An 18,146-nucleotide genomic window follows, 5' to 3' on the forward strand; every position below is an offset into this window, starting at 1 on the left:
TTTTATTTATTAGAAAAATATATATGTCAGAGGCTATTGTTTTATCCGCCGAATTAAGAAAAGAGCGGGTTACTGATAAGAAAGATTTTATTCCGGCCGTAGTCTACGGTTCAGGTATGGAAAATACTTCTTTAGTTCTTAAGAGAAATGATTTTGAAAAAGTTTTTGCCCAAAGTGGAGAATCCGGACTTTTATCTTTGCAGATAGAAGGTGGTAAAACCGTACCGGTGATTGTTAAAGATTTTCAAGCTGATCCGGTTAAGCACCGTATTATGCATGTGGACTTTTTCATGGTTAACATGAAAGAAAAAGTTATAGCTGAAGTAAATTTGGATTTTGTTGGAGAAGCACCAGCCGCCAAAACTTATGGAGGTATTGTGATTAAAAGTCGCGATACGGTGGAAATTGAATGTTTACCAAATGATTTAATGCAGAAAATGGAAGTTGATTTATCTGTTTTGGAAAATCTTGGAGATGCCATTTATCTTAAAGATCTTAAGTTACCAGACGGAGTTAATATTATTGGTGAAGCTGAGGAGGTTATTGCTAACGTTGTAGAGCCTCGTAAGATTGTTGAAACAGCTGAGGTTACGGAAACTACTACATCTGAGAAAGAAGAGAAAGAGGAAGGTGATAAAAAAGAGGAAGAGACTAAGGAATAACAAGATAATAAGACAGTGTTGTATAATAAAAAACCCGCTTTAGCGGGTTTTTTGTTTAAAACTCTATTTTTACCAATCTAATTTTTCCAGCCAGATCTTTTTTCCATTCTATCTTTTTAGAGCCTTCTTCTTTGGCTATTTTAATAAGAGGATTTTTTTGTCTGGGATTTATTTCACATAAGACAATAATCTTCTGATTATTTTCTTCTTTATTCTTTTTAATTATTTTAACTTTTTTTGGCTCTTTTAACTTTTTAAATTCTTTAAAATCTTTAAGCTCTTTGATCTCTTTAAAGAGTCGGCGGTAAATATCCAATCCATTGTAACCTCCGTCCAGGGCAATTACCGGCTCTTTTTTAATACTTGGCTCTTTGGCTATTTCTTTGGGCGTTAGGTAAGGCAAGTTAGCGGTAATAATGAGATTTTTTTGCAATAAACTTTTTGGTAGTTTTTTTAAAAGATCACTTTTTATGAAGGTGATATTTTTTACTTTGTTTAATTTGGCGTTTTTTTTGGCAACAGACAAAGCCTTAGTTGAGATATCTAAAGCAAGGGTTGTTATTTTAGCGTATTTACAAAGCGATATAGCCAGGCAACCAGAGCCAGTGCCTATGTCAATTAAGTATAAGGGGTGTTTTGGTTGTTCTTTTTTTAGGTTTTTAATTTCTTGCCAAGCTTCTTCTACTAACAATTCACTCTCCGGACGGGGAACTAGAACGTTAGAGTTAACTAAAAATTTCAGCCCATAGAATTCTTTTTCTCCGCTTAAATAAGCTAAGGGAGTATGCTCTTTTCTTTTTTTAACTAATTTAAAAAAAGATTGTAGCTGCCTTGCGCTTATTCTTTTTTCGGGATAAGAGATAATTTTTATTCTGTTTGTTTTAAGAGTTAAGGCCATTAACAACTCGGCTTCCCAAAAGGGTTTTTCCAGCCCGGCATTTTTAAGGTCTAGGGAAGCTTTCTGGAGAGCTTCTTTAACAGTTAGGGCTATGGAGAATTTTTTAAGCCTTGGCATTGCTTTGATCAAAATATTCTCTAAGCGAGATAATGATATCATCTAAATTTCCCTCTAAAAGCGAGTTAATGGAGTGCCAGCTTTGTTTAATGCGATGATCGGTGATACGGTCTTGGGGGAAGTTATAGGTGCGGATTTTATCGCTTCTGTCGCCTGAACCGACTTGTTCTTTACGAGAGGCGGATTCTTCGGCTCTTTTTTTATCTTCAGCTTGTTGTAGTAACCTTGAACGAAGAACCTGCATGGCTTTTTCCTTATTTTGGTGTTGGGATTTTTGGTCTTGGCAAGAAACTATTAGGCCGGTGGGGATATGTAATATTCGGATAGCCGAATAAGTGGTATTAACGCTTTGCCCCCCTGGTCCTGAAGAACAAAAAGTATCTATGCGGATATCGCTTGCTTTAATTTCAATATCCACTTCTTCAGCTTCCGGGAGTACCGCGACGGTAACGGTGGAGGTGTGTACTCGGCCAGCCTTTTCGGTTTCCGGAACTCTTTGGACGCGGTGGGTGCCACCTTCGTATTTAAGTCTTCCATAGACGCCGGAGCCTTCTACCGAGAAAATAATTTCTTTATAACCCCCTAAACCTATTTGGCTGGAATCTAAAATATCTACTTTCCAGTTTTGTTTTTCAGCATATCTTGAGTACATACGAAAAAGTTCAGCCGCAAAGAGAGCAGATTCATCACCACCTGTACCGGCCCTAATTTCCATAATGGCGCTTTTTTTATCCAAAGGGTTAGCTGGAAAGAGTTCTTCTTTAATTTCGGTCTTTAAGCGATTAATATCTTTTTCTAGCTCAAGATTTTCTTTTTCGGCCATTAAGCCAAGCTCTTCGTCTTGGCCTTCTTTAATCATTAGTTGGTTAGCTGCTAAATCTTTTTCCGCTTTTTGGAGTTTATCAATAAGGTTAATGGCATACTTAAGAGAAGCGTGCTTTTTGGCCGCTGCGTTAAGCTTAGAACGATCTGCCTGAACTTCGGGCTTAATCATTTCCTCTTCAAGCTCTTTAAGTTGTTGTTTAATCTCTTCGTACATAATGGTTATATTATAGCAGTAAAAACAAAAACCCGACACCTTTTAGTTCGGCGACCTAAAGTCGCCCAACAGGATGTCGGGTTTTAGAAAAGCTACTTTTTGTCCTTAGTGTCCGTGTTTTCAGCTTTAGTCGCTTTAACGGCTTTAGCTTTGGTATCAGGAGACTTTTTAACGGCCTTGGCAGCCCGTTTAGCGGTTTTACCGCGGACGGATTTAAGATCAGACTTGGCCTTAACCTTAGCTTCAAATTTTTCAACACGACGAGCCGTATCAACAAATTTTTGTTTACCAGTATAAAAAGGGTGGCAACTTGAACAAAGTTCAACTTGCAGTTCCGGCATGGTTGAACCAGCCATAACAACAGCTCCGCAAGCACAGGTAATCTTAACTTCCGGATGATAAGTTGGATGAATGTCTTGTTTCATAAAGAAAATCACAATAATAATAACTTAGTTGATTTTATCATAAGAGGGTGGGGATGTCAATAGTTTGTATTAGTCCAGGTAATCTTCGCGATTCATTTTTATTTTTCTTGTATAATACTTTTAAATTGTTTAATTATTATGTCCTCGCCCTTTTTGTTAACAATTTTTAGGGCCTTTTGATAATCAGGGTGCTTGGGATTTAATAAAGATTTAGATTTTTCCTTAGATAGTATTTCCGGCAAAATAACTTTAAGTAAGGCATAAACTATTATATGATTCTGGGTTAGCCTACTTTCTTCTTTATATTCTTTTCTTATAGTCTTCCAGTATTTTTCTATATTTTTATTATTTTCTTTGTCCGCTACAAATCTATGAATAATTTCATGAATGATTATTTCAATGAATTCATCATCACTTAATTTTTTACCATTCTTTTTGGTGGTTGATATTATTAAAGGGTATGACATTGCGTTAAGTCCTCCACCAAAAACACAGGCCTCAAGATCTCTTGGAATATTTATACCAGTATTTTTTATTACTAGTTTAAAGATTTTGTTGTTTTTATTATTTTTATTCCAGAGTTTTTCCCAGTTTTTTATTTTATTCTTAACCTCTTTAATTGAAGGATATTTTGTTAGTTTTTTATCAGCAAAAAGTTGTCGCCTTTCTTGGTCTAAGGGATAAGCGTATTTAAAGTATAGTTTTGGTATTTTCATATTAGTAGTATCTTGAGGAAGACTTGAGTTTTATCTGCTTTTAAATATAATAATATATAATAATAAAAAATAATGTAATTGTCAAAGAATTTTCAGTCTAAATGTTATAAAGTCAGTAATAATTAAAAAATAAAAAACAGACCCAGGGGTCTGTTATGAATATCTTAAGGTTAACTTTTTAAACTCTCAATTCTCTGGATTTTCATTTCCTCCAAGGATATTAAATATCTTTGGAGCTCTTTTTCAAGTTTAATTAATTTTTTTCCCGTAAATTCTTTTAAGGCTTCGATCCCTCCGTGGTAATATTCTCTTTCCAGTTGATCTATATGAAGTTGGGGAATCCTGGCGTAGTCTTCCTTCATTTTGTTAAAACTATCATCAATTTTTTTCACCTTATTCATTAGATGTTCATTATTTTGGTTTTTGTAAAAATCTTTTAATTCTTGTAGTTTTTCTTTAAGTTCTTTTTTTCTTTGATCTTCCAATGTTGGAAAAATCTTAAGATTTGAATCTGTCATTTTTCTATTTTTAAGGTTTTAGTGCCTCGGGAGAGACTCGAACTCTCATGGATTGCTCCGTACGATTTTGAGTCGTATGCGTATACCAATTCCGCCACCGAGGCTTATTGTCTTTAACTTTAATCTTTATCCGCTCCTCAACATAATAATAAAAAATATCGTAATTGTCAAAGGGTGTTTTTTGCGGTATAATATTAACCTATGGGTTTAATTATTTCCATTGTTAATCAGAAAGGGGGAGTGGGTAAGACCACTACCGCCGTTAACCTGGCCGCTTATTTGGCTCAGGCGGGTAAACATGTGCTTTTGGTGGATATTGATCCCCAGGCTAATGCTACTTCTGGTATTGGTATTGATCACAAGAACCTGGAAGCTGGTGTTTATGAAGCTTTAATAGGTTTAACGGATATTTCTTCGGTTTTAAAAAGAACTTCGCATGATCGTTTAAGTATTGCACCAGCTACTATGGCTTTAGCCGGAGCCGGCATAGAACTTATTCAGGTAGATAATCGCGAACATCGTCTTTTTGATATCCTTAGTTTTGTACGTAATGATTTTGATTATATTATCATTGATGGTCCACCCTCTTTGGGACTTTTAACAGTTAATAGCTTAGTAGCGGCTGATCAGATACTGATTCCGGTACAAAGCGAATATTACGCTTTAGAAGGACTTGGACAATTACTTAATACTATTAGTCTTGTTCAAAACAATCTTAAACCAGAGTTGGGTATTATGGGGGCGGTAGTTACCATGTATGATAAGCGTACTCGTTTATCTGATGCTGTTTTAAATGAACTTTACCAGTACTTTCCGAACCGTATTTTTAGAAGTGTTATCCCTCGGTCTGTTAAATTAGCTGAATCTCCCAGTTACGGTAAATCTATTTTACATTATGATCCACAAAGCAAGGGTGGAAGAGCTTATGAAAAACTAGCAGCTGAGATTATCCATGTAACTTCTTCTCGTTATTATTAAGTATTTTTAAGCTTAAGGTGTTTTATAGACCCTTCTTGTTGGTTATGTTATAATTTTAGGTATTAAGTTATCTTTTAATTCTTTTCTTTTTAATTTAATTTTTCTTTATTCATTAACTCTAAACCCTATGACTTCTTCAGGACTTGGTCGCGGTCTTGGCTCTCTTATTCCCAATAAGCAAGACCCGCAACCCATTAATAATCTTCAGGCTGATCTACCGGCTAATGGGAATATTAATAAAGCACCTCTTGATTTAATTAAAACCAATCCTCGTCAACCTAGGAGTAGTTTTAATGAAGCTAATCTTGAGGAGTTGGTTTCTTCAATTAAAGAATATGGTATTATCCAACCTTTAGTGGTTAATAAGACGGCGGAGGGTTATGAGTTAATTGCTGGTGAAAGAAGATTGCGGGCGGCTAAGTTAGCCGGACTTAGAGAAGTGCCGATTGTGGTAAGGGAAGCAGGGGAACAAAAGAAATTAGAACTGGCTTTAATTGAGAACATCCAAAGACAAGACCTTAATCCAGTAGAACTAGCTATTGCTTATAAACAATTAGCTGATGAATTTAGTCTTAGTCAAGAACAGTTAGCTAAACGCCTTGGTAAGTCTCGTCCGGCAGTGGCTAATACTCTGAGAATTCTTAATTTGCCCGGTGAAATACAACTCGCTTTGGTTAACGGAGAAATTACCGAAGGTCATGCTAAAATTTTAGTTGGACTTGATTCTGAGGAAAAACAGTTTGAACTTTTTAGAAGAATTAAGGCTCGCAGATTAAAAGTAGATGAAACTATTCTTGAATCTAGACGTATGGGTGGTACTAAACAGGCGAGGGTGATGATTAATCGCGAGGATCAAGATAAGGAGTTGGTTTTAAGTCATTTTTTTGGCACTAAGGCAACGATCAGACGAGGCAGAAGAGGCGGACAGGTTATTGTGAATTTTTATAATGAAGAAGAGCTTGATGGTCTTCTTGATAAATTAAATTAATATAATTAAATTAAACATATGGATTATCATGAAAATCCTTCAAAGTGGGGAGTGATTACCGTAACTTCCCTAATAACGCTAGTTGTTGTCCTAATCGTTGCCTATGGTTTTGGTTTGGGTTTTAATCAAAGAGTGGTTTCACCGACCATTGATCCTTCAGCTATAAATTCCACTTTGCCGGATTATGAATTACCAGAGAGAGAAGTAGGAGAAGTATCTAAAGATGAAAAAGATAAGAAAATGAAAGAAATTAATCAACAAGGTTCTTCTGAAAAAATTCTTTTTACGGATGACTCAGCAAGTTACACCCTTTATTATCCAAAAAATATAACCCTAAACAGTCTTGATGAGAATGTTTTAAGATTAAACCCCTTAAGTGAATCTATTGGTTTAATGAATGAAGCTTTTGCTCAGACGGCTAGACAAAATAAGGAAAAATTAAGCCAAGGACTATTGGGTAGTGCTACTTGGGCGGTTAAGGGTTCTCACAAATTGGTTCGTTTAAATAATGGTCAATATGCTCAGCGCTATATTTCTTTTTCCGCTTTTGATGTTTGCTCTGTTCAGTTTAGGGCGGTTTTAGAGTTTTATGATAATTTTGAACAAAGGGTAATGATTAGTCTTGAAGGACCCAGTAGCCTAAAGTCTTATTTGTCCGATTACTTCACAACCGGCAGTTGCGGTGCTAATTTCAGCCATTGGATTCATGATAATCTACCAAGTCTTTACCAAAGACTTGAAGCCGGTTCAGCACCGTATGAAGTCCAAAATTGGTATGATTCTTTTAACGAGATTGTTGATTCAGTAAAGGTGAGTTATTAAACATTATGTTTTTTCAGCCAAGAAAATTAAAAGGTTTTACTTTAGTGGAGCTTTTAGTGGTTATCGCTATTATTGGTCTTCTTTCCACTTTGGTTATTGTGTCTCTTGGTAATACCAGGCTTAAAGCCAGAGATTCAAAAAGAGTGGCTGATACAAAAAATATAGTTAATGCCTTGGAGTTGTATTATGCCAACAATAACGCTTATCCAAGCTCTTTAACCCCAGGTCAGCCTTTGGTTGATCCTGGTGGAGAGGTTTTTTTAAGTGTTGTGCCTCATAACCCTTCTCCTAGATCAGATGGAGATTGTCCTGATAAAGATTATTATTATAGTTACCTTCCGACCTTGTCCGCTAATTACGCTTTATCTTTTTGTTTAGGTGAGGGTAGTGGTAATTTATCTTCTGGGGTTAATATTATTTCCAATGAAGCGGTTGTTAATAATGGGTTAATCGGTCGGTGGAAGCTTAATGAAGGAAGTGGTTCGGTAGTTAATAACTTTGGAAGTTATTCTCATCAGGGAACCTTGGTAAACAGTCCGGTTTGGACAAGTCCGGGGCCTTCTGGTAGTGGCAGTGCTTTAAGTTTTAATGGGACTAATCATTCGGTTAATGTAGGTAATGTAAGTGATTATGATCTTAGTGGACCGGCTACAGTAATGGGCTGGTTTTATATACCAAGCCCCTGGACTGGTGGGGCTCATCCTAACCTTATAAGTAAAGGAGCTAGTGCCGGGTGGGATACAAATGGTTGGAGCTTATTTGCTTTTTCCACTAATAGCATAGGAGTTGGTATGAGAAATAATTCAAATAGCCCTGTTAATAGAGTTGTTTCTTTTACAAATTCTATTTTTAATCAATGGACGCATTTAGCCGGTACTTGGGACGGTTCTTTTATAAGGGTCTACCAGAACGGAGTACAAAGAGTTTTTGCGACTCAATTTAACAGTAATGGCGAGTTAATTTGGCCGGCCCCAAATAGTACAAATCTTTTTATAGGTAGAAGTCCCGGTGCGGGTCATTTTGGAGGAACGATTAGTGATGTGAGAATTTATAACAGAGCTTTGTCTTTAGCTGAAATTAGAGCTATTTATGAAGCCGGATACTAATTGATATTTTCTCTGGTTGTTGTTTTTGGTTTAATACCATGTAGCTTATTGTATTTGTTCTGTTTAATTCTTCTTTGTTTGGTTATATCAAGAGCTTTTTTCATGGCTGGGGTTATTTTATCTCCATAGAGAATTACTTGGCCCTCTTGGTGTCTGGCGGCGCGACCAATGGTCTGGATAAGTGAGGTTTCGGTGCGTAAGAAGCCGGACATATCTGCGTCCAAAATAGCCACTAAAGAAACTTCGGGTAGGTCAAGGCCTTCTCTTAAAAGATTAATACCAACTAAAACATCATGGTCTCCTCGTCGTAGAGCCTTAAGAATTTCCACTCTCTCTAAAGTGTCTATTTCACTGTGTAGATAAGTTACTTTAATTCCTTCGTTTGACAGGTAATCTGTTAATTCTTCGGCCATTCTTTTGGTTAGGGTAGTGACCAGTGTTCTTTGTCCTTTACGAGTTCTTATTTCTATTTCAGTAATTAAATCTTTAATTTGGTTTTCTCTGGGCCTTACTTCAACCGCTGGATCAAGTAGTCCGGTTGGCCTAATTATTTGTTCCACCACTTGTTTAGATTCTTTTATTTCATATTCGGTTGGTGTAGCACTAACATAAATTACCTGATTAATATTTTTTTCAAATTCAAGGTAATTAAGTGGGCGGTTGTCTTTAGCACTGGGTAAGCGAAAGCCAAAGTCTATTAGAGTGTCTTTACGGGAGGCATCGCCGGCGTGCATACCGCGGATTTGTGGGAGGGTAACATGAGATTCGTCTATGAATAGTAGGTAGTCTTTAGGGAAGAAGTCCATTAAAGTTTCCGGAGGTGAGCCTGGGGTGCGGCCAGATAAATGGCGTGAGTAGTTTTCAATACCAGTGCAATAGCCCGCTTGTTTAATCATCTCCAAATCATAATTGGTTTTTCTTTCCAGTCTATCTGCTTCCCCAATCCGACTATTGGTTCTTAAAATAGCTAGACGTTCTTTTAGTTCTTGTTCAATAGCTAAAATAGCTGATTCAAGTTTTGGTTCGGTGGTCATATAATGCTTAGCCGGCAGAATACTTACCTTGGACATTTTTTCGCCGTGCTTGTCGTTAAGGGTCATTAACCAGGCGGCTTCACTGTCCGGCTGGATATTAAAGATCACTATGCTTTCTATTTCATCCCCAAACAAATTAAGCCTAACAATATTTTCTCCGGTGGCCAGATGAATATCTACTCTGTCTCCTCGGACTCTAAATTGTCCGCGTTGAAGTTCTTTATCGTTTCTTTCATACTGGATACGGATAAGTTTTCTGAGTATATCGTTTCTTTTAATTTTTTGTCCAACAAAAAAAGCTTGACTTAAAGCCAGGTAATCTACTTTTTCTCCCAGTCCGTAAATACAGGAAACACTGGCTACGATAATGACGTCTTCGCGGTTGATTAAGGATTGGGTGGCAGCGTGGCGCAGCCGGTCTATTTCTTCGTTAATGGTGGCTTCTTTTTCAATATAGGTATCTGTTTGGGGGATATAGGCTTCAGGTTGGTAGTAGTCATAATAAGAGACAAAATAATGGACAGCCGCTTCCGGAAAGAATTGTTTAAATTCTCCATAGAGCTGAGCAGCCAGGGTTTTATTATGGGAAATTACTAGAGTTGGACGCTTAGTTTTGGCAATAATATTAGCCATAGTAAAGGTCTTACCAGAGCCGGTAACACCCAAAAGAGTCTGTTTTTTATAGCCTTTACCAAGGCCTTTAACTAAAGAGTTAATTGCCTCCGGTTGATCACCGGTTGGTTTAAAAGGGGAGTGGAGGTTTAGCATGTACTTGACAGATTAAGTTAAGTATGTTATTTTTTTAATTCAAGTTAAATATTTAAATTAAAACAATAAAAAAAGATGATAAAAATGTTGGGTTCGAGGGGGTATCTTCATCGCAAGCTCCCGTCTGTTGATTACAGAGATTTAAATCTCAACAAAAGGACAAGAGATAGTTTAGATAAGAGCCTAGGGCAAGATACCAATCTGAGTTCTTATACCATGGCTGAACTTATTAAGAAATGCGATCTTAGTGCCTTCTCAATTATGGAGCTAGAAGAAACATTAGGTATTGTGGAGAATTAATTTATAAGGGATGTTTTTATACACATCCCTTTTTTTTATAATTCGGGTATATCAAATTTTTGTGATAATCTTTGTATTAAAAGTTTAATCCCATTTGTCATTCTTGCTGTTTTTTGATTTTTTTCTGCGAGAATTTTTTTGGCTATATCTTTATATCCTCTATAAATTTTTTCCTTATCTCCATGACAGTTATATCCGTAAATTGCTGATTGCAGTTCAATGGAACCTATAATTTCATTCTGAACTGAGTGATAGTTTAACTCCTTTTTTTCCCCATTAAGATAAATTTCAATTAATTCATCGGTTGTTTTTCTATCTAAAACAATTAAGAAGCGAGGAATGTTCTTAAGTTTTCCGGGCTTAATGTTCTTAGATCTAATATATTCTATTTCCGCTAAGACTCCTGCATCTATTTCTTTTTTATTTCTAGCTATTTTCCGGTCGAGATCTTGAGAGAAAGTAACATCAATCGCCATACCTGCATTTATAAAATTCCTGATGCTTTTCTCCGAGTTATCAAATTCAGCAACTAAGTCAATGTGATTGAAGTAATCGTCATATTTTGCTGTTTTTATTACATTTGTTTTTTCACCCAGCCAATCAGCCATTACCGATTGTTCAAAAATTATCTCTTCAATTACCGTAGATCTTTTTTTGTCTTCTAGTCTTTGGGGGTCGGTATCTCTTTTAATTATTTTCTCCTGATTAAAAACATCTTTTTCGTCTTTTTTTACTTTGTCTGCACCATATATTCCAATAAAATCTTTTTCTCTCATAATGTTTTGTAGCATTTTTTCATCATGATACATTTCAAGTTCTTCCTCTTCTTTGTTTCTTGAGCTACTAACATCTTTTATTCCTTGGAGTTTTTTGTTTCTTATTTCGTTTATTTTAAGTACTTTTTCATAGGCCTCCGTAATTAACTTATTTTCGGTATATTCAGCCTGGCCAGAGAAGCCGTGGTCATATAGTTTTTCCATATGTTTTTATCTAAAGATTAATGATTACTCTATATTTTATTATATTTTTTAACTTTAGTCAATGTTAGCAAACAATGGTTAAAAATATTTTTTATCTAATATTAAACAAATTTTTTTAAAAAAAGTTTATTTTTTTTGACATTCTTACCCTTTATGCCATACAATTAAAATACTTTGTTTATTTTTAATGATTATCAAAATGTCAGAACAAACAGTTAAACAGCCTTTTTTGGAGTCCGAAGAAAGAGTTCGGCTTTTTTGGGAAGAAGCTGAAACTTTTAAGGCTTCAGTTGAAAAAGCAGCTCCTTTGGGTGAATACACCTTTTATGATGGTCCACCTTTTGCTACCGGTACTCCGCATTACGGACATATTGTTTCTACGGTTATAAAAGACGTTGTTCCTCGTTTTTGGACCATGCGTGGGTATAGTGTTGAACGTCGTTGGGGTTGGGATTGCCATGGTTTACCGATTGAGAACATTGTGGAAAAAGAATTGGGTATTGTTAATAAGAGACAGATTGAAGAAATGGGAGTGGGAAAATTCAATGAGCTTTGTCGCTCTAAGGTTTTAAGTTATGTAGATGAATGGAAAAAAGCCGTTAGACAGATCGGTCGTTGGGTAGACATGGAGAATGATTATAAAACCATGGATCTTGATTATATGGAATCTGTTTGGTGGGTCTTTAAACAACTTTGGGATAAAGATCTTATCTATGAGGGTTATCGCTCCATGCATGTTTGTCCTCGTTGTGAAACAACTTTAGCTCAGGCTGAGGTAAGCGAGAATTATAAAGATGTAAAGGATTTATCGGTGGTGGTTAAATTTGAATTAGTAGATGAAGAAAAAACCCATCTCTTAGCTTGGACTACCACACCCTGGACCTTGCCTGGCAATGTGGCTCTGGCTGTTAAAACTGATTTGGATTATCTTAAAGTAAAAGTTTTAAATTTAAAGAAAAAGGAAGAATCAGGTGTTATTGAATATGATTATTATATTATAGCTAAAGACATCTATAATTCTTTGTTACTAAAAGATAATCAAGATAGTTTTAAGTCAGCTTTTAATTTAACTTATGCTGATGATAAAAATGAAGACGGATCAGCTGTTGAGTTTTTTTCTGTTATAGAGGAATTTAAAGGTTCGGTTTTGGTTGGTAAAAAATACAAACCTCTTTTTGCTGATTACGCTTTACGTGATGACTTAGCTAATAAAGATAACGGCTGGAAAGTTTACGCCGCGGACTTTGTAAACAATGAGGAAGGTACCGGTATTGTTCATATTGCTCCGGGGTTTGGTGAGGATGATCTTAATTTAAGTAAGGAATTTAGTTTACCCTTTGTTCAACACGTTGGCATGGACGGAGTAATTAAAGAAGAAATTAAAGAACTGGCTGGCTTACATGTTAAGCCTATTGATAATGTATCTGAGACTGATATTGAAGTTATTAAATATTTAGCTAAACAGGGTGTATTGTTTAGTAAAGTAAAATATGAGCACAGTTATCCGCATTGTTGGCGTTGTGATACTCCTTTAATTAATTACGCTACCACTTCTTGGTTTGTGGCGGTTAGTAAAATTAAGGAGCAAGCTTTATCGGCGGCGCAAACAATTAATTGGTCTCCGGACTATATTAAAGAAGGACGTTTTGGTAACTGGCTTGAAGGGGCTAGAGACTGGTCTGTTTCCCGACAAAGATTCTGGGCCTCGGTTATGCCTATTTGGCGTAGTGAAGATAAAAGCGAGACCATGGTCTTTGGTTCTGTTAAGGAGCTAGAAGAAGCTTCCGGACAAAAAGTTACTGATCTTCATAAGCATGAGGTGGATAAAATAACGTTTCTTTCACCAAGCGGTAAATTAATGAAAAGAGTACCTGATGTCTTAGATACTTGGTTTGATTCAGGTTCCATGCCTTATGCTTATGCGCATTATCCTTTTGCTGATAAGGAGAGTTTTGATAATAATTTTCCGGCTGAATTTATTGCCGAAGGTATAGATCAAACCAGAACTTGGTTTTATTACCTACATGTTATTGCCACTGGCTTGTTTAACAAGGCGGCCTTTAAGAACGTTATCGTTAATGGTACGGTTTTAGCTGAAGATGGAAAGAAAATGAGTAAGAGACTGCAAAATTACCCTGATCCAATAATTTTAATGAATCAATACGGAGCTGATGCCCTGCGTCTTTATCTACTAGCTTCGCCAGTAGTTCTAGCCGAGAATCTTATCTTTTTTGAAAAAGGTGTGGGTGAGGCTTTACGGAAAAACATTATGCTTCTTTGGAATATTTATTCTTTTTATGAAATGTATGCCGAAGAAAATACGGAAGCTAACTCTTCTTCAGAAAATGTTTTGGATCTTTGGCTTTTAGCTAGACTAGGAGAAACCAGAAACAATATTACCGAAGCTATGGAAAACTATCATTTACCACGGGCGGTTCGTTCTTTAACTTCTTTAATAGACGATTTTTCCACTTGGTATCTTCGTCGCTCGCGAGAACGTTTTAAGGGAGAGGATCAAGAAGACAAAAAAAGAGTATTATCTGTTACTAAATACGCTCTTTTGGAATTAAGTAAGTTATTAGCGCCTTTTGCCCCTTTTGCGGCGGAAGCGGTTTGGCAAAAAGTTATTGGTTTTAATTTCCAAGACAAAGCTAAAAGCGTACATCTTGAAAAATGGCCTGAGGAGATTATTTTCTCTCAAAAGATTCTTGAGGATATGTCTGGGGTAAAAAAGATTGTTGAGGGAGGATTGGCTAAAAGAGATGAAGCTAAGATTAAGATCAGACAACCCCTTAAATCTTTAACAGTCAAAGAGGCAAAGCCTTCTTTGGATCAAAATGATCCGCAAAGCGGAGATTTAATTAACTTAATTAAAGATGAATTAAACGTTAAAGAAGTTATTTTTGTAGAGGGGGATAATGAATTTATCCTAGATACTGTAATTAATGAAGAACTGCAAAAAGAAGGGCTAAAAAGAGAGCTGGTGCGTCTACTTAATACAGAAAGAAAGAAGTTGGGATTAACCATTAAGGATAAAATTGTTGTCACTTGGTTTTCTGGTGATTCTGTGCTACAATCAATTATTAAGGAATATCAAGCGGAAATCGCTAAAGATACTTTAGCTGAGGCTTTTAAAATGTCAGAAGAAGCCCAAGCTGGAGAAAAGCTTAAATTAAGCGATGAGCTTTTCGTTTGGGTTATTTTAGAGAAAATATAATAAAATTCCTTTTATTTAATTAATTTAATAATATAATTAATAATTAAAATTAAATATATGACTACATGGATTATTTTGGGCATTATTGTCCTTTTAGCCCTGATCCTTATCGGGCTATATAACGGTTTAATTAGGCTTAAGAATCGTGTTGATGAAGCTTGGGCTGATATTGACGTACAACTTAAGCGTCGTCATGACCTTATCCCTAACTTAGTGGAAACAGTTAAGGGTTATGCTGCTCACGAGAAAGAAACTTTTGATCGCGTGGTTAGAGCTAGAACTGCCGCTATGGAAGCTCAGGCCGGTGGTGATCCTGCTAAATTGGATCAGGCAGAGAATATGTTATCCTCAACACTTAAGTCAATTTTTGCTTTAGCTGAAGCTTACCCTGACTTAAAGGCCAATACGAATTTTCTTGAATTGCAAAGAGAGTTGTCTGACACTGAGAATAAAATACAGGCCAGTCGTCGTTTTTACAACACTAATGTTAGAGACTTTAATACCAAGTTGGAAGTTTTCCCAACCAATATGATTGCCGGTATGCTTGGTTTCACCAAAAGAATCTTCTTTGAAGCTGCTGAAGCCGAGAAGGAGAATGTGAAGGTGGAGTTTTAGTCCTATTACCCAGGGTCTAACTATTGAATTTTTGATTAAGGTTTTAAGGTGAATAAAATTTTTTATGAAAGAAAACTTTAGAGATGAGTATCTGAGCAAAAAGCTCGAACCCCCAAGAAATAACCTCCTCGATAAGGTTAATGTAGAAAATACTCAAATTTCTGATTATGAAGAGTTTGGGGAGCATAGTTATACCTTAGAGAGAGGGAGGTTTGAATTCAAAATCGGAGATACAAAAATTATTTTAGATTATGATCAACCTCCCCTTGAAGATATAATAGGCACAGAAGATAGTCTGTTGGGATTTGATCAATCAGTGCCTCTTGAAGATTTTGAGTCAAGTGAGGAATTTAAGCCGTATTTAAAAATGTTAACTGATATTAGAATCATTAAAAAATTAGTGCTAGATAATGGAAAAGAATGTTTAGACACAAGTGAAGTATTTGCTGATGAAAATCAAAGAGGAAAAATTTATTTTAATTTTCATGAACAGTTGGGAGCGTTTTCTAATATTGATATAGAAAATTTAAAAATTTGTATAAAGATGGATCCCTTGACTCCTATGGGATTGGCTCATATATTACATGAGATCGGTCACTATCAGGATTCTCAAACTTATGACAGGCAAGAGTATATTTTAAGAAATAAAATAAGTTATCCAGCTCGTAATTTTATAAATGATCCCCTTGCTCCGGTGGATACAGAGAGTGCCAGCCTGGCCTTAGAAGACGAAAGGAAGGCATGGGCATTTGCTCTTAATAATTTAAGACCTTTTTCGAAAGATTTAAAGTTAAAACTAGATGGACTAGATAGCCTTATTCATGGCCACTGTCTGCAAAGTTACTCAGACTCAATTCGTCTTGCTCTGGAGAATCAAGATATATTAACTTTACTTAGAAATGCTATTTCCAAGAAAATATCTAGAACTGAGTTATGACATTACCATGCATTTGCAATACGCCAGTGAGTTCAATTCTTATAAAAAATATATAATTTGGATTGGTGTCATATAAAATTCAATAATGAAATTTAAATTACTTAAGAAAATATTAAACTAATTATGCCTTCACTCTACACTCACATAGATTCCAATAAGCGGAAAACCTGGCTTTTAATGTCGGTGTTTTTCGTGGTGGTTATGTTGGTTGGTTTTGTTTTTAGCCAAGCCATGGAGACTCCGGTTATTCTATATTTTGCTGTTGCTTTTAGTCTAGTCTCCAGTTTTGTTAGTTACTGGTGGAGTGACAAGATTGTTTTATCCATGAGTAATGCTAAACCAGTAACCTTTGAGAATAATAGAGAGCTGTATCGTTTAGTTGAGAATCTTTGTATTACTGCCGGTTTACCTATTCCTAAAATATATATTATTCATGATGCTTCACCTAATGCTTTTGCCACTGGTCGAGACCCGGAGCATGCGGCCATTGCCATGACCACCGGTTTACTTGATAAATTAGATAAAAGCGAACTTGAAGGAGTTATCGCTCATGAACTTTCTCATATTGGTAATAGAGATATTTTAATCGCTACTATTGCTACAGTTATGGTTGGTATTATAGTTTTACTGGCTGACTGGTTTATGCGTTGGAGTATTTTTGGTGGTCGCAGTAGTCGTAGCAGTGGAAAAGAATCTGGTCAGGCGCAGTTAATTATTACCATTGCAGCTATTGTCTTGGCTATTTTAGCCCCGCTTTTTGCCTACATGTTACAATTTGCCATTTCTCGCAAAAGAGAGTTTCTAGCTGACGCCGATGCTGCTATGCTTACTCGTTACCCTGAGGGTTTAGCGAGAGCCCTTGAAAAAATCGCTGGTGATCCAAAGCCCATGGATAATGCCAGTAAAGCTACGGCTCATTTATATATTTCTTCTCCCTTTAAAAACGATCGAAGGGGTGCAAAAAAACCTGGATTTTTTGCCAAGGCTTTAATGACTCATCCTCCGGTGGAAGAAAGAATTGCCGCCCTAAGAGGACAGAACATTTAATTTTCTAAAATTTTTATGACTTTAAAACAAATTCAGGCTTTGGCTATTGAGCTGGGTATTAAAAACGATTTGCGCGGGGAAGCTCGTGTTAAAAAGATTATGGAGAGGGTTAAAGAAAAATATTCGCGTTTAAGTCCAGGGCAAAAAGAATCTTTTGATCAGATAAAGTTGACTAATCCTTATTCTGACTTTCGTATTTTGGTTGATCAAAACCGCAAAACCATTAAAAAGGTCATGGCTGGTATTGATATTGGTGGAGCGGAATTATTATTAGCTAAACAGCTTGGTGATATTGATTTGGTAATTGCTCATCATCCAGAAGGTAGAGCCTTAGCTGACTTACACGATGTTATGTCTTTACAGGCTGAAGTGTTATCACAATACGGTGTGCCTATTAATGTAGCGGAAGCGGTTATTAAGCCGCGTATTTCTGAGGTAAGTCGGGGTGTTTCTCCAATTAATCATTATCGTTCGGTTGATATGGCGCAACTTTTAGGACTTGATTTTATGTGTTGTCACACTATTCAGGATAATTTAGCCGCTTCTTTTATTATTAAGCTTTTAGCAAAGAACAAGTCTAAGTTGGAAACAGTTGGTGATTTGTTAAAATTACTTAAAACAGTACCTGAGTATAAAGAAGCAATTAAGAGGGGAGCAGGTCCGCGACTTTTTACGGGTCACGAAGATTCCAGTTTGGGTAAAATTGTAGTCACTGAATTTACTGGAGGCACTAACGGCTCAAAAGATATTTACGAAAAAATGGCTCAGGCTGGTATTGGTACGATTGTTGGGATGCATATGGCTGAAGAACACCGTAAAGAGGCGGAAAAATACCATCTTAATGTGGTGATTGCTGGACATATGTCTTCGGACTCAATTGGCATGAATTTGTTTTTAGATCAATTAGAAAAGCGGGGTATTAAGGTGGTGCCGATTTCTGGATTAATTAGGGTTAAGAGAAAATAATTTTAAATAATTT

General features: G+C 36.1%; 18 protein-coding genes and 1 tRNA gene. 11 read left to right on the plus strand and 8 right to left on the minus strand.

Features of this window, described 5'->3' with window-relative positions:
• Positions 1-23 precede the first annotated feature (23 nt).
• Complete coding sequence (locus QY321_01205; GenBank protein ID WKZ25033.1) at positions 24-662, plus strand: 50S ribosomal protein L25; 639 nt, start codon at positions 24-26, stop codon at positions 660-662.
• A gap of 55 nt (positions 663-717) precedes the next feature.
• Here QY321_01205 and QY321_01210 read toward each other — a convergent pair whose 3' ends face one another.
• From QY321_01210 to QY321_01235, 6 genes are all read right to left on the minus strand, one after another.
• Positions 718-1,677, minus strand: coding sequence for a HemK/PrmC family methyltransferase (locus tag QY321_01210; GenBank protein ID WKZ25034.1), 960 nt, complete (start codon positions 1,675-1,677; stop codon positions 718-720).
• A complete protein-coding gene (gene prfA, locus QY321_01215) occupies positions 1,664-2,716 on the minus strand; it encodes a peptide chain release factor 1 (GenBank protein ID WKZ25035.1) in 1,053 nt (350 codons plus the stop codon). The genes QY321_01210 and prfA overlap by 14 nt, the downstream gene beginning before the upstream one ends.
• Before the next feature lie 92 nt (positions 2,717-2,808).
• Positions 2,809-3,141 (minus strand): 50S ribosomal protein L31, encoded by a 333-nt coding sequence (gene rpmE / locus QY321_01220; protein WKZ25036.1) that lies wholly within the window; start codon positions 3,139-3,141, stop codon positions 2,809-2,811.
• Between the two features lie 98 nt (positions 3,142-3,239).
• The gene (locus QY321_01225; protein WKZ25037.1) at positions 3,240-3,857 is read right to left on the minus strand and encodes a hypothetical protein; all 618 of its coding nucleotides are present in this window, start codon (positions 3,855-3,857) and stop codon (positions 3,240-3,242) included.
• 170 nt (positions 3,858-4,027) lie between these two features.
• Positions 4,028-4,375 carry a hypothetical protein gene (locus tag QY321_01230; protein WKZ25038.1) on the minus strand — a complete coding sequence of 116 codons (348 nt, stop codon included), beginning with the start codon at positions 4,373-4,375 and terminating at the stop codon, positions 4,028-4,030.
• A 22-nt stretch (positions 4,376-4,397) separates the two neighbouring features.
• Positions 4,398-4,479: transfer RNA gene (locus QY321_01235), tRNA-Leu, on the minus strand.
• A 97-nt stretch (positions 4,480-4,576) separates the two neighbouring features.
• On the opposite strand from QY321_01235, the gene QY321_01240 reads away from it, so the two are divergent.
• From QY321_01240 to QY321_01255, 4 genes are all read left to right on the plus strand, one after another.
• Entirely contained in the window at positions 4,577-5,353 is a 777-nt protein-coding gene (locus tag QY321_01240) for an AAA family ATPase (GenBank protein WKZ25039.1), read from the plus strand.
• A gap of 127 nt (positions 5,354-5,480) precedes the next feature.
• Positions 5,481-6,341 (plus strand): ParB/RepB/Spo0J family partition protein, encoded by an 861-nt coding sequence (locus tag QY321_01245; protein ID WKZ25040.1) that lies wholly within the window; start codon positions 5,481-5,483, stop codon positions 6,339-6,341.
• A gap of 18 nt (positions 6,342-6,359) precedes the next feature.
• Complete coding sequence (locus QY321_01250) at positions 6,360-7,163, plus strand: hypothetical protein (GenBank protein WKZ25041.1); 804 nt, start codon at positions 6,360-6,362, stop codon at positions 7,161-7,163.
• Positions 7,164-7,168: 5 nt separating this feature from the next.
• Positions 7,169-8,269, plus strand: a complete 1,101-nt coding sequence (locus tag QY321_01255) for a prepilin-type N-terminal cleavage/methylation domain-containing protein (GenBank protein ID WKZ25042.1) — start codon at positions 7,169-7,171, stop codon at positions 8,267-8,269.
• Here the strand turns inward: QY321_01255 and uvrB are convergent.
• Positions 8,266-10,071, minus strand: coding sequence for an excinuclease ABC subunit UvrB (uvrB, locus tag QY321_01260; GenBank protein WKZ25043.1), 1,806 nt, complete (start codon positions 10,069-10,071; stop codon positions 8,266-8,268). The two genes, QY321_01255 and uvrB, sit on opposite strands and share 4 nt — an antisense overlap.
• A gap of 84 nt (positions 10,072-10,155) precedes the next feature.
• Between uvrB and QY321_01265 the strand changes: the two genes are divergently transcribed.
• A complete protein-coding gene (locus QY321_01265) occupies positions 10,156-10,371 on the plus strand; it encodes a hypothetical protein (protein ID WKZ25044.1) in 216 nt (71 codons plus the stop codon).
• 35 nt (positions 10,372-10,406) lie between these two features.
• Here QY321_01265 and QY321_01270 read toward each other — a convergent pair whose 3' ends face one another.
• On the minus strand, positions 10,407-11,351 hold the full coding sequence (locus QY321_01270; protein ID WKZ25045.1) for a hypothetical protein: 945 nt from the start codon (positions 11,349-11,351) through the stop codon (positions 10,407-10,409).
• A 199-nt stretch (positions 11,352-11,550) separates the two neighbouring features.
• On the opposite strand from QY321_01270, the gene ileS reads away from it, so the two are divergent.
• The 5 genes from ileS (at position 11,551) to QY321_01295 (ending at position 18,133) form a co-directional block, all read left to right on the plus strand.
• Positions 11,551-14,568, plus strand: coding sequence for an isoleucine--tRNA ligase (gene ileS, locus QY321_01275; GenBank protein ID WKZ25046.1), 3,018 nt, complete (start codon positions 11,551-11,553; stop codon positions 14,566-14,568).
• 57 nt (positions 14,569-14,625) lie between these two features.
• A complete protein-coding gene (locus QY321_01280; GenBank protein WKZ25047.1) occupies positions 14,626-15,183 on the plus strand; it encodes a LemA family protein in 558 nt (185 codons plus the stop codon).
• 64 nt (positions 15,184-15,247) lie between these two features.
• Positions 15,248-16,120, plus strand: coding sequence for a hypothetical protein (locus tag QY321_01285; GenBank protein WKZ25048.1), 873 nt, complete (start codon positions 15,248-15,250; stop codon positions 16,118-16,120).
• A gap of 123 nt (positions 16,121-16,243) precedes the next feature.
• Positions 16,244-17,167, plus strand: a complete 924-nt coding sequence (locus tag QY321_01290; GenBank protein ID WKZ25049.1) for a M48 family metallopeptidase — start codon at positions 16,244-16,246, stop codon at positions 17,165-17,167.
• A gap of 15 nt (positions 17,168-17,182) precedes the next feature.
• On the plus strand, positions 17,183-18,133 hold the full coding sequence (locus QY321_01295) for an NGG1p interacting factor NIF3 (GenBank protein ID WKZ25050.1): 951 nt from the start codon (positions 17,183-17,185) through the stop codon (positions 18,131-18,133).
• Positions 18,134-18,146 lie beyond the last annotated feature (13 nt).

The sequence above is a fragment of the Patescibacteria group bacterium genome, assembly GCA_030583705.1.
GTDB lineage: Bacteria > Patescibacteriota > Patescibacteriia > Patescibacteriales > Patescibacteriaceae > Patescibacterium.

Bases quoted from the DNA above. Each gene is read 5' to 3' on its own strand.
- QY321_01250 (WKZ25041.1), top strand. From the start codon at position 6,360: ATGGATTATCATGAAAATCCTTCAAAGTGGGGAGTGATTACCGTAACT.
- QY321_01245 (WKZ25040.1), top strand. From the start codon at position 5,481: ATGACTTCTTCAGGACTTGGTCGCGGTCTTGGCTCTCTTATTCCCAAT.
- QY321_01240 (WKZ25039.1), top strand. From the start codon at position 4,577: ATGGGTTTAATTATTTCCATTGTTAATCAGAAAGGGGGAGTGGGTAAG.
- ileS (WKZ25046.1), top strand. From the start codon at position 11,551: ATGTCAGAACAAACAGTTAAACAGCCTTTTTTGGAGTCCGAAGAAAGA.
- QY321_01265 (WKZ25044.1), top strand. From the start codon at position 10,156: ATGTTGGGTTCGAGGGGGTATCTTCATCGCAAGCTCCCGTCTGTTGAT.
- QY321_01225 (WKZ25037.1), bottom strand. From the start codon at position 3,857: ATGAAAATACCAAAACTATACTTTAAATACGCTTATCCCTTAGACCAA.
- QY321_01285 (WKZ25048.1), top strand. From the start codon at position 15,248: ATGAAAGAAAACTTTAGAGATGAGTATCTGAGCAAAAAGCTCGAACCC.
- prfA (WKZ25035.1), bottom strand. From the start codon at position 2,716: ATGTACGAAGAGATTAAACAACAACTTAAAGAGCTTGAAGAGGAAATG.
- QY321_01290 (WKZ25049.1), top strand. From the start codon at position 16,244: ATGCCTTCACTCTACACTCACATAGATTCCAATAAGCGGAAAACCTGG.
- QY321_01210 (WKZ25034.1), bottom strand. From the start codon at position 1,677: ATGCCAAGGCTTAAAAAATTCTCCATAGCCCTAACTGTTAAAGAAGCT.
- QY321_01205 (WKZ25033.1), top strand. From the start codon at position 24: ATGTCAGAGGCTATTGTTTTATCCGCCGAATTAAGAAAAGAGCGGGTT.
- QY321_01255 (WKZ25042.1), top strand. From the start codon at position 7,169: ATGTTTTTTCAGCCAAGAAAATTAAAAGGTTTTACTTTAGTGGAGCTT.
- rpmE (WKZ25036.1), bottom strand. From the start codon at position 3,141: ATGAAACAAGACATTCATCCAACTTATCATCCGGAAGTTAAGATTACC.
- QY321_01295 (WKZ25050.1), top strand. From the start codon at position 17,183: ATGACTTTAAAACAAATTCAGGCTTTGGCTATTGAGCTGGGTATTAAA.
- QY321_01230 (WKZ25038.1), bottom strand. From the start codon at position 4,375: ATGACAGATTCAAATCTTAAGATTTTTCCAACATTGGAAGATCAAAGA.
- QY321_01280 (WKZ25047.1), top strand. From the start codon at position 14,626: ATGACTACATGGATTATTTTGGGCATTATTGTCCTTTTAGCCCTGATC.
- QY321_01270 (WKZ25045.1), bottom strand. From the start codon at position 11,351: ATGGAAAAACTATATGACCACGGCTTCTCTGGCCAGGCTGAATATACC.
- uvrB (WKZ25043.1), bottom strand. From the start codon at position 10,071: ATGCTAAACCTCCACTCCCCTTTTAAACCAACCGGTGATCAACCGGAG.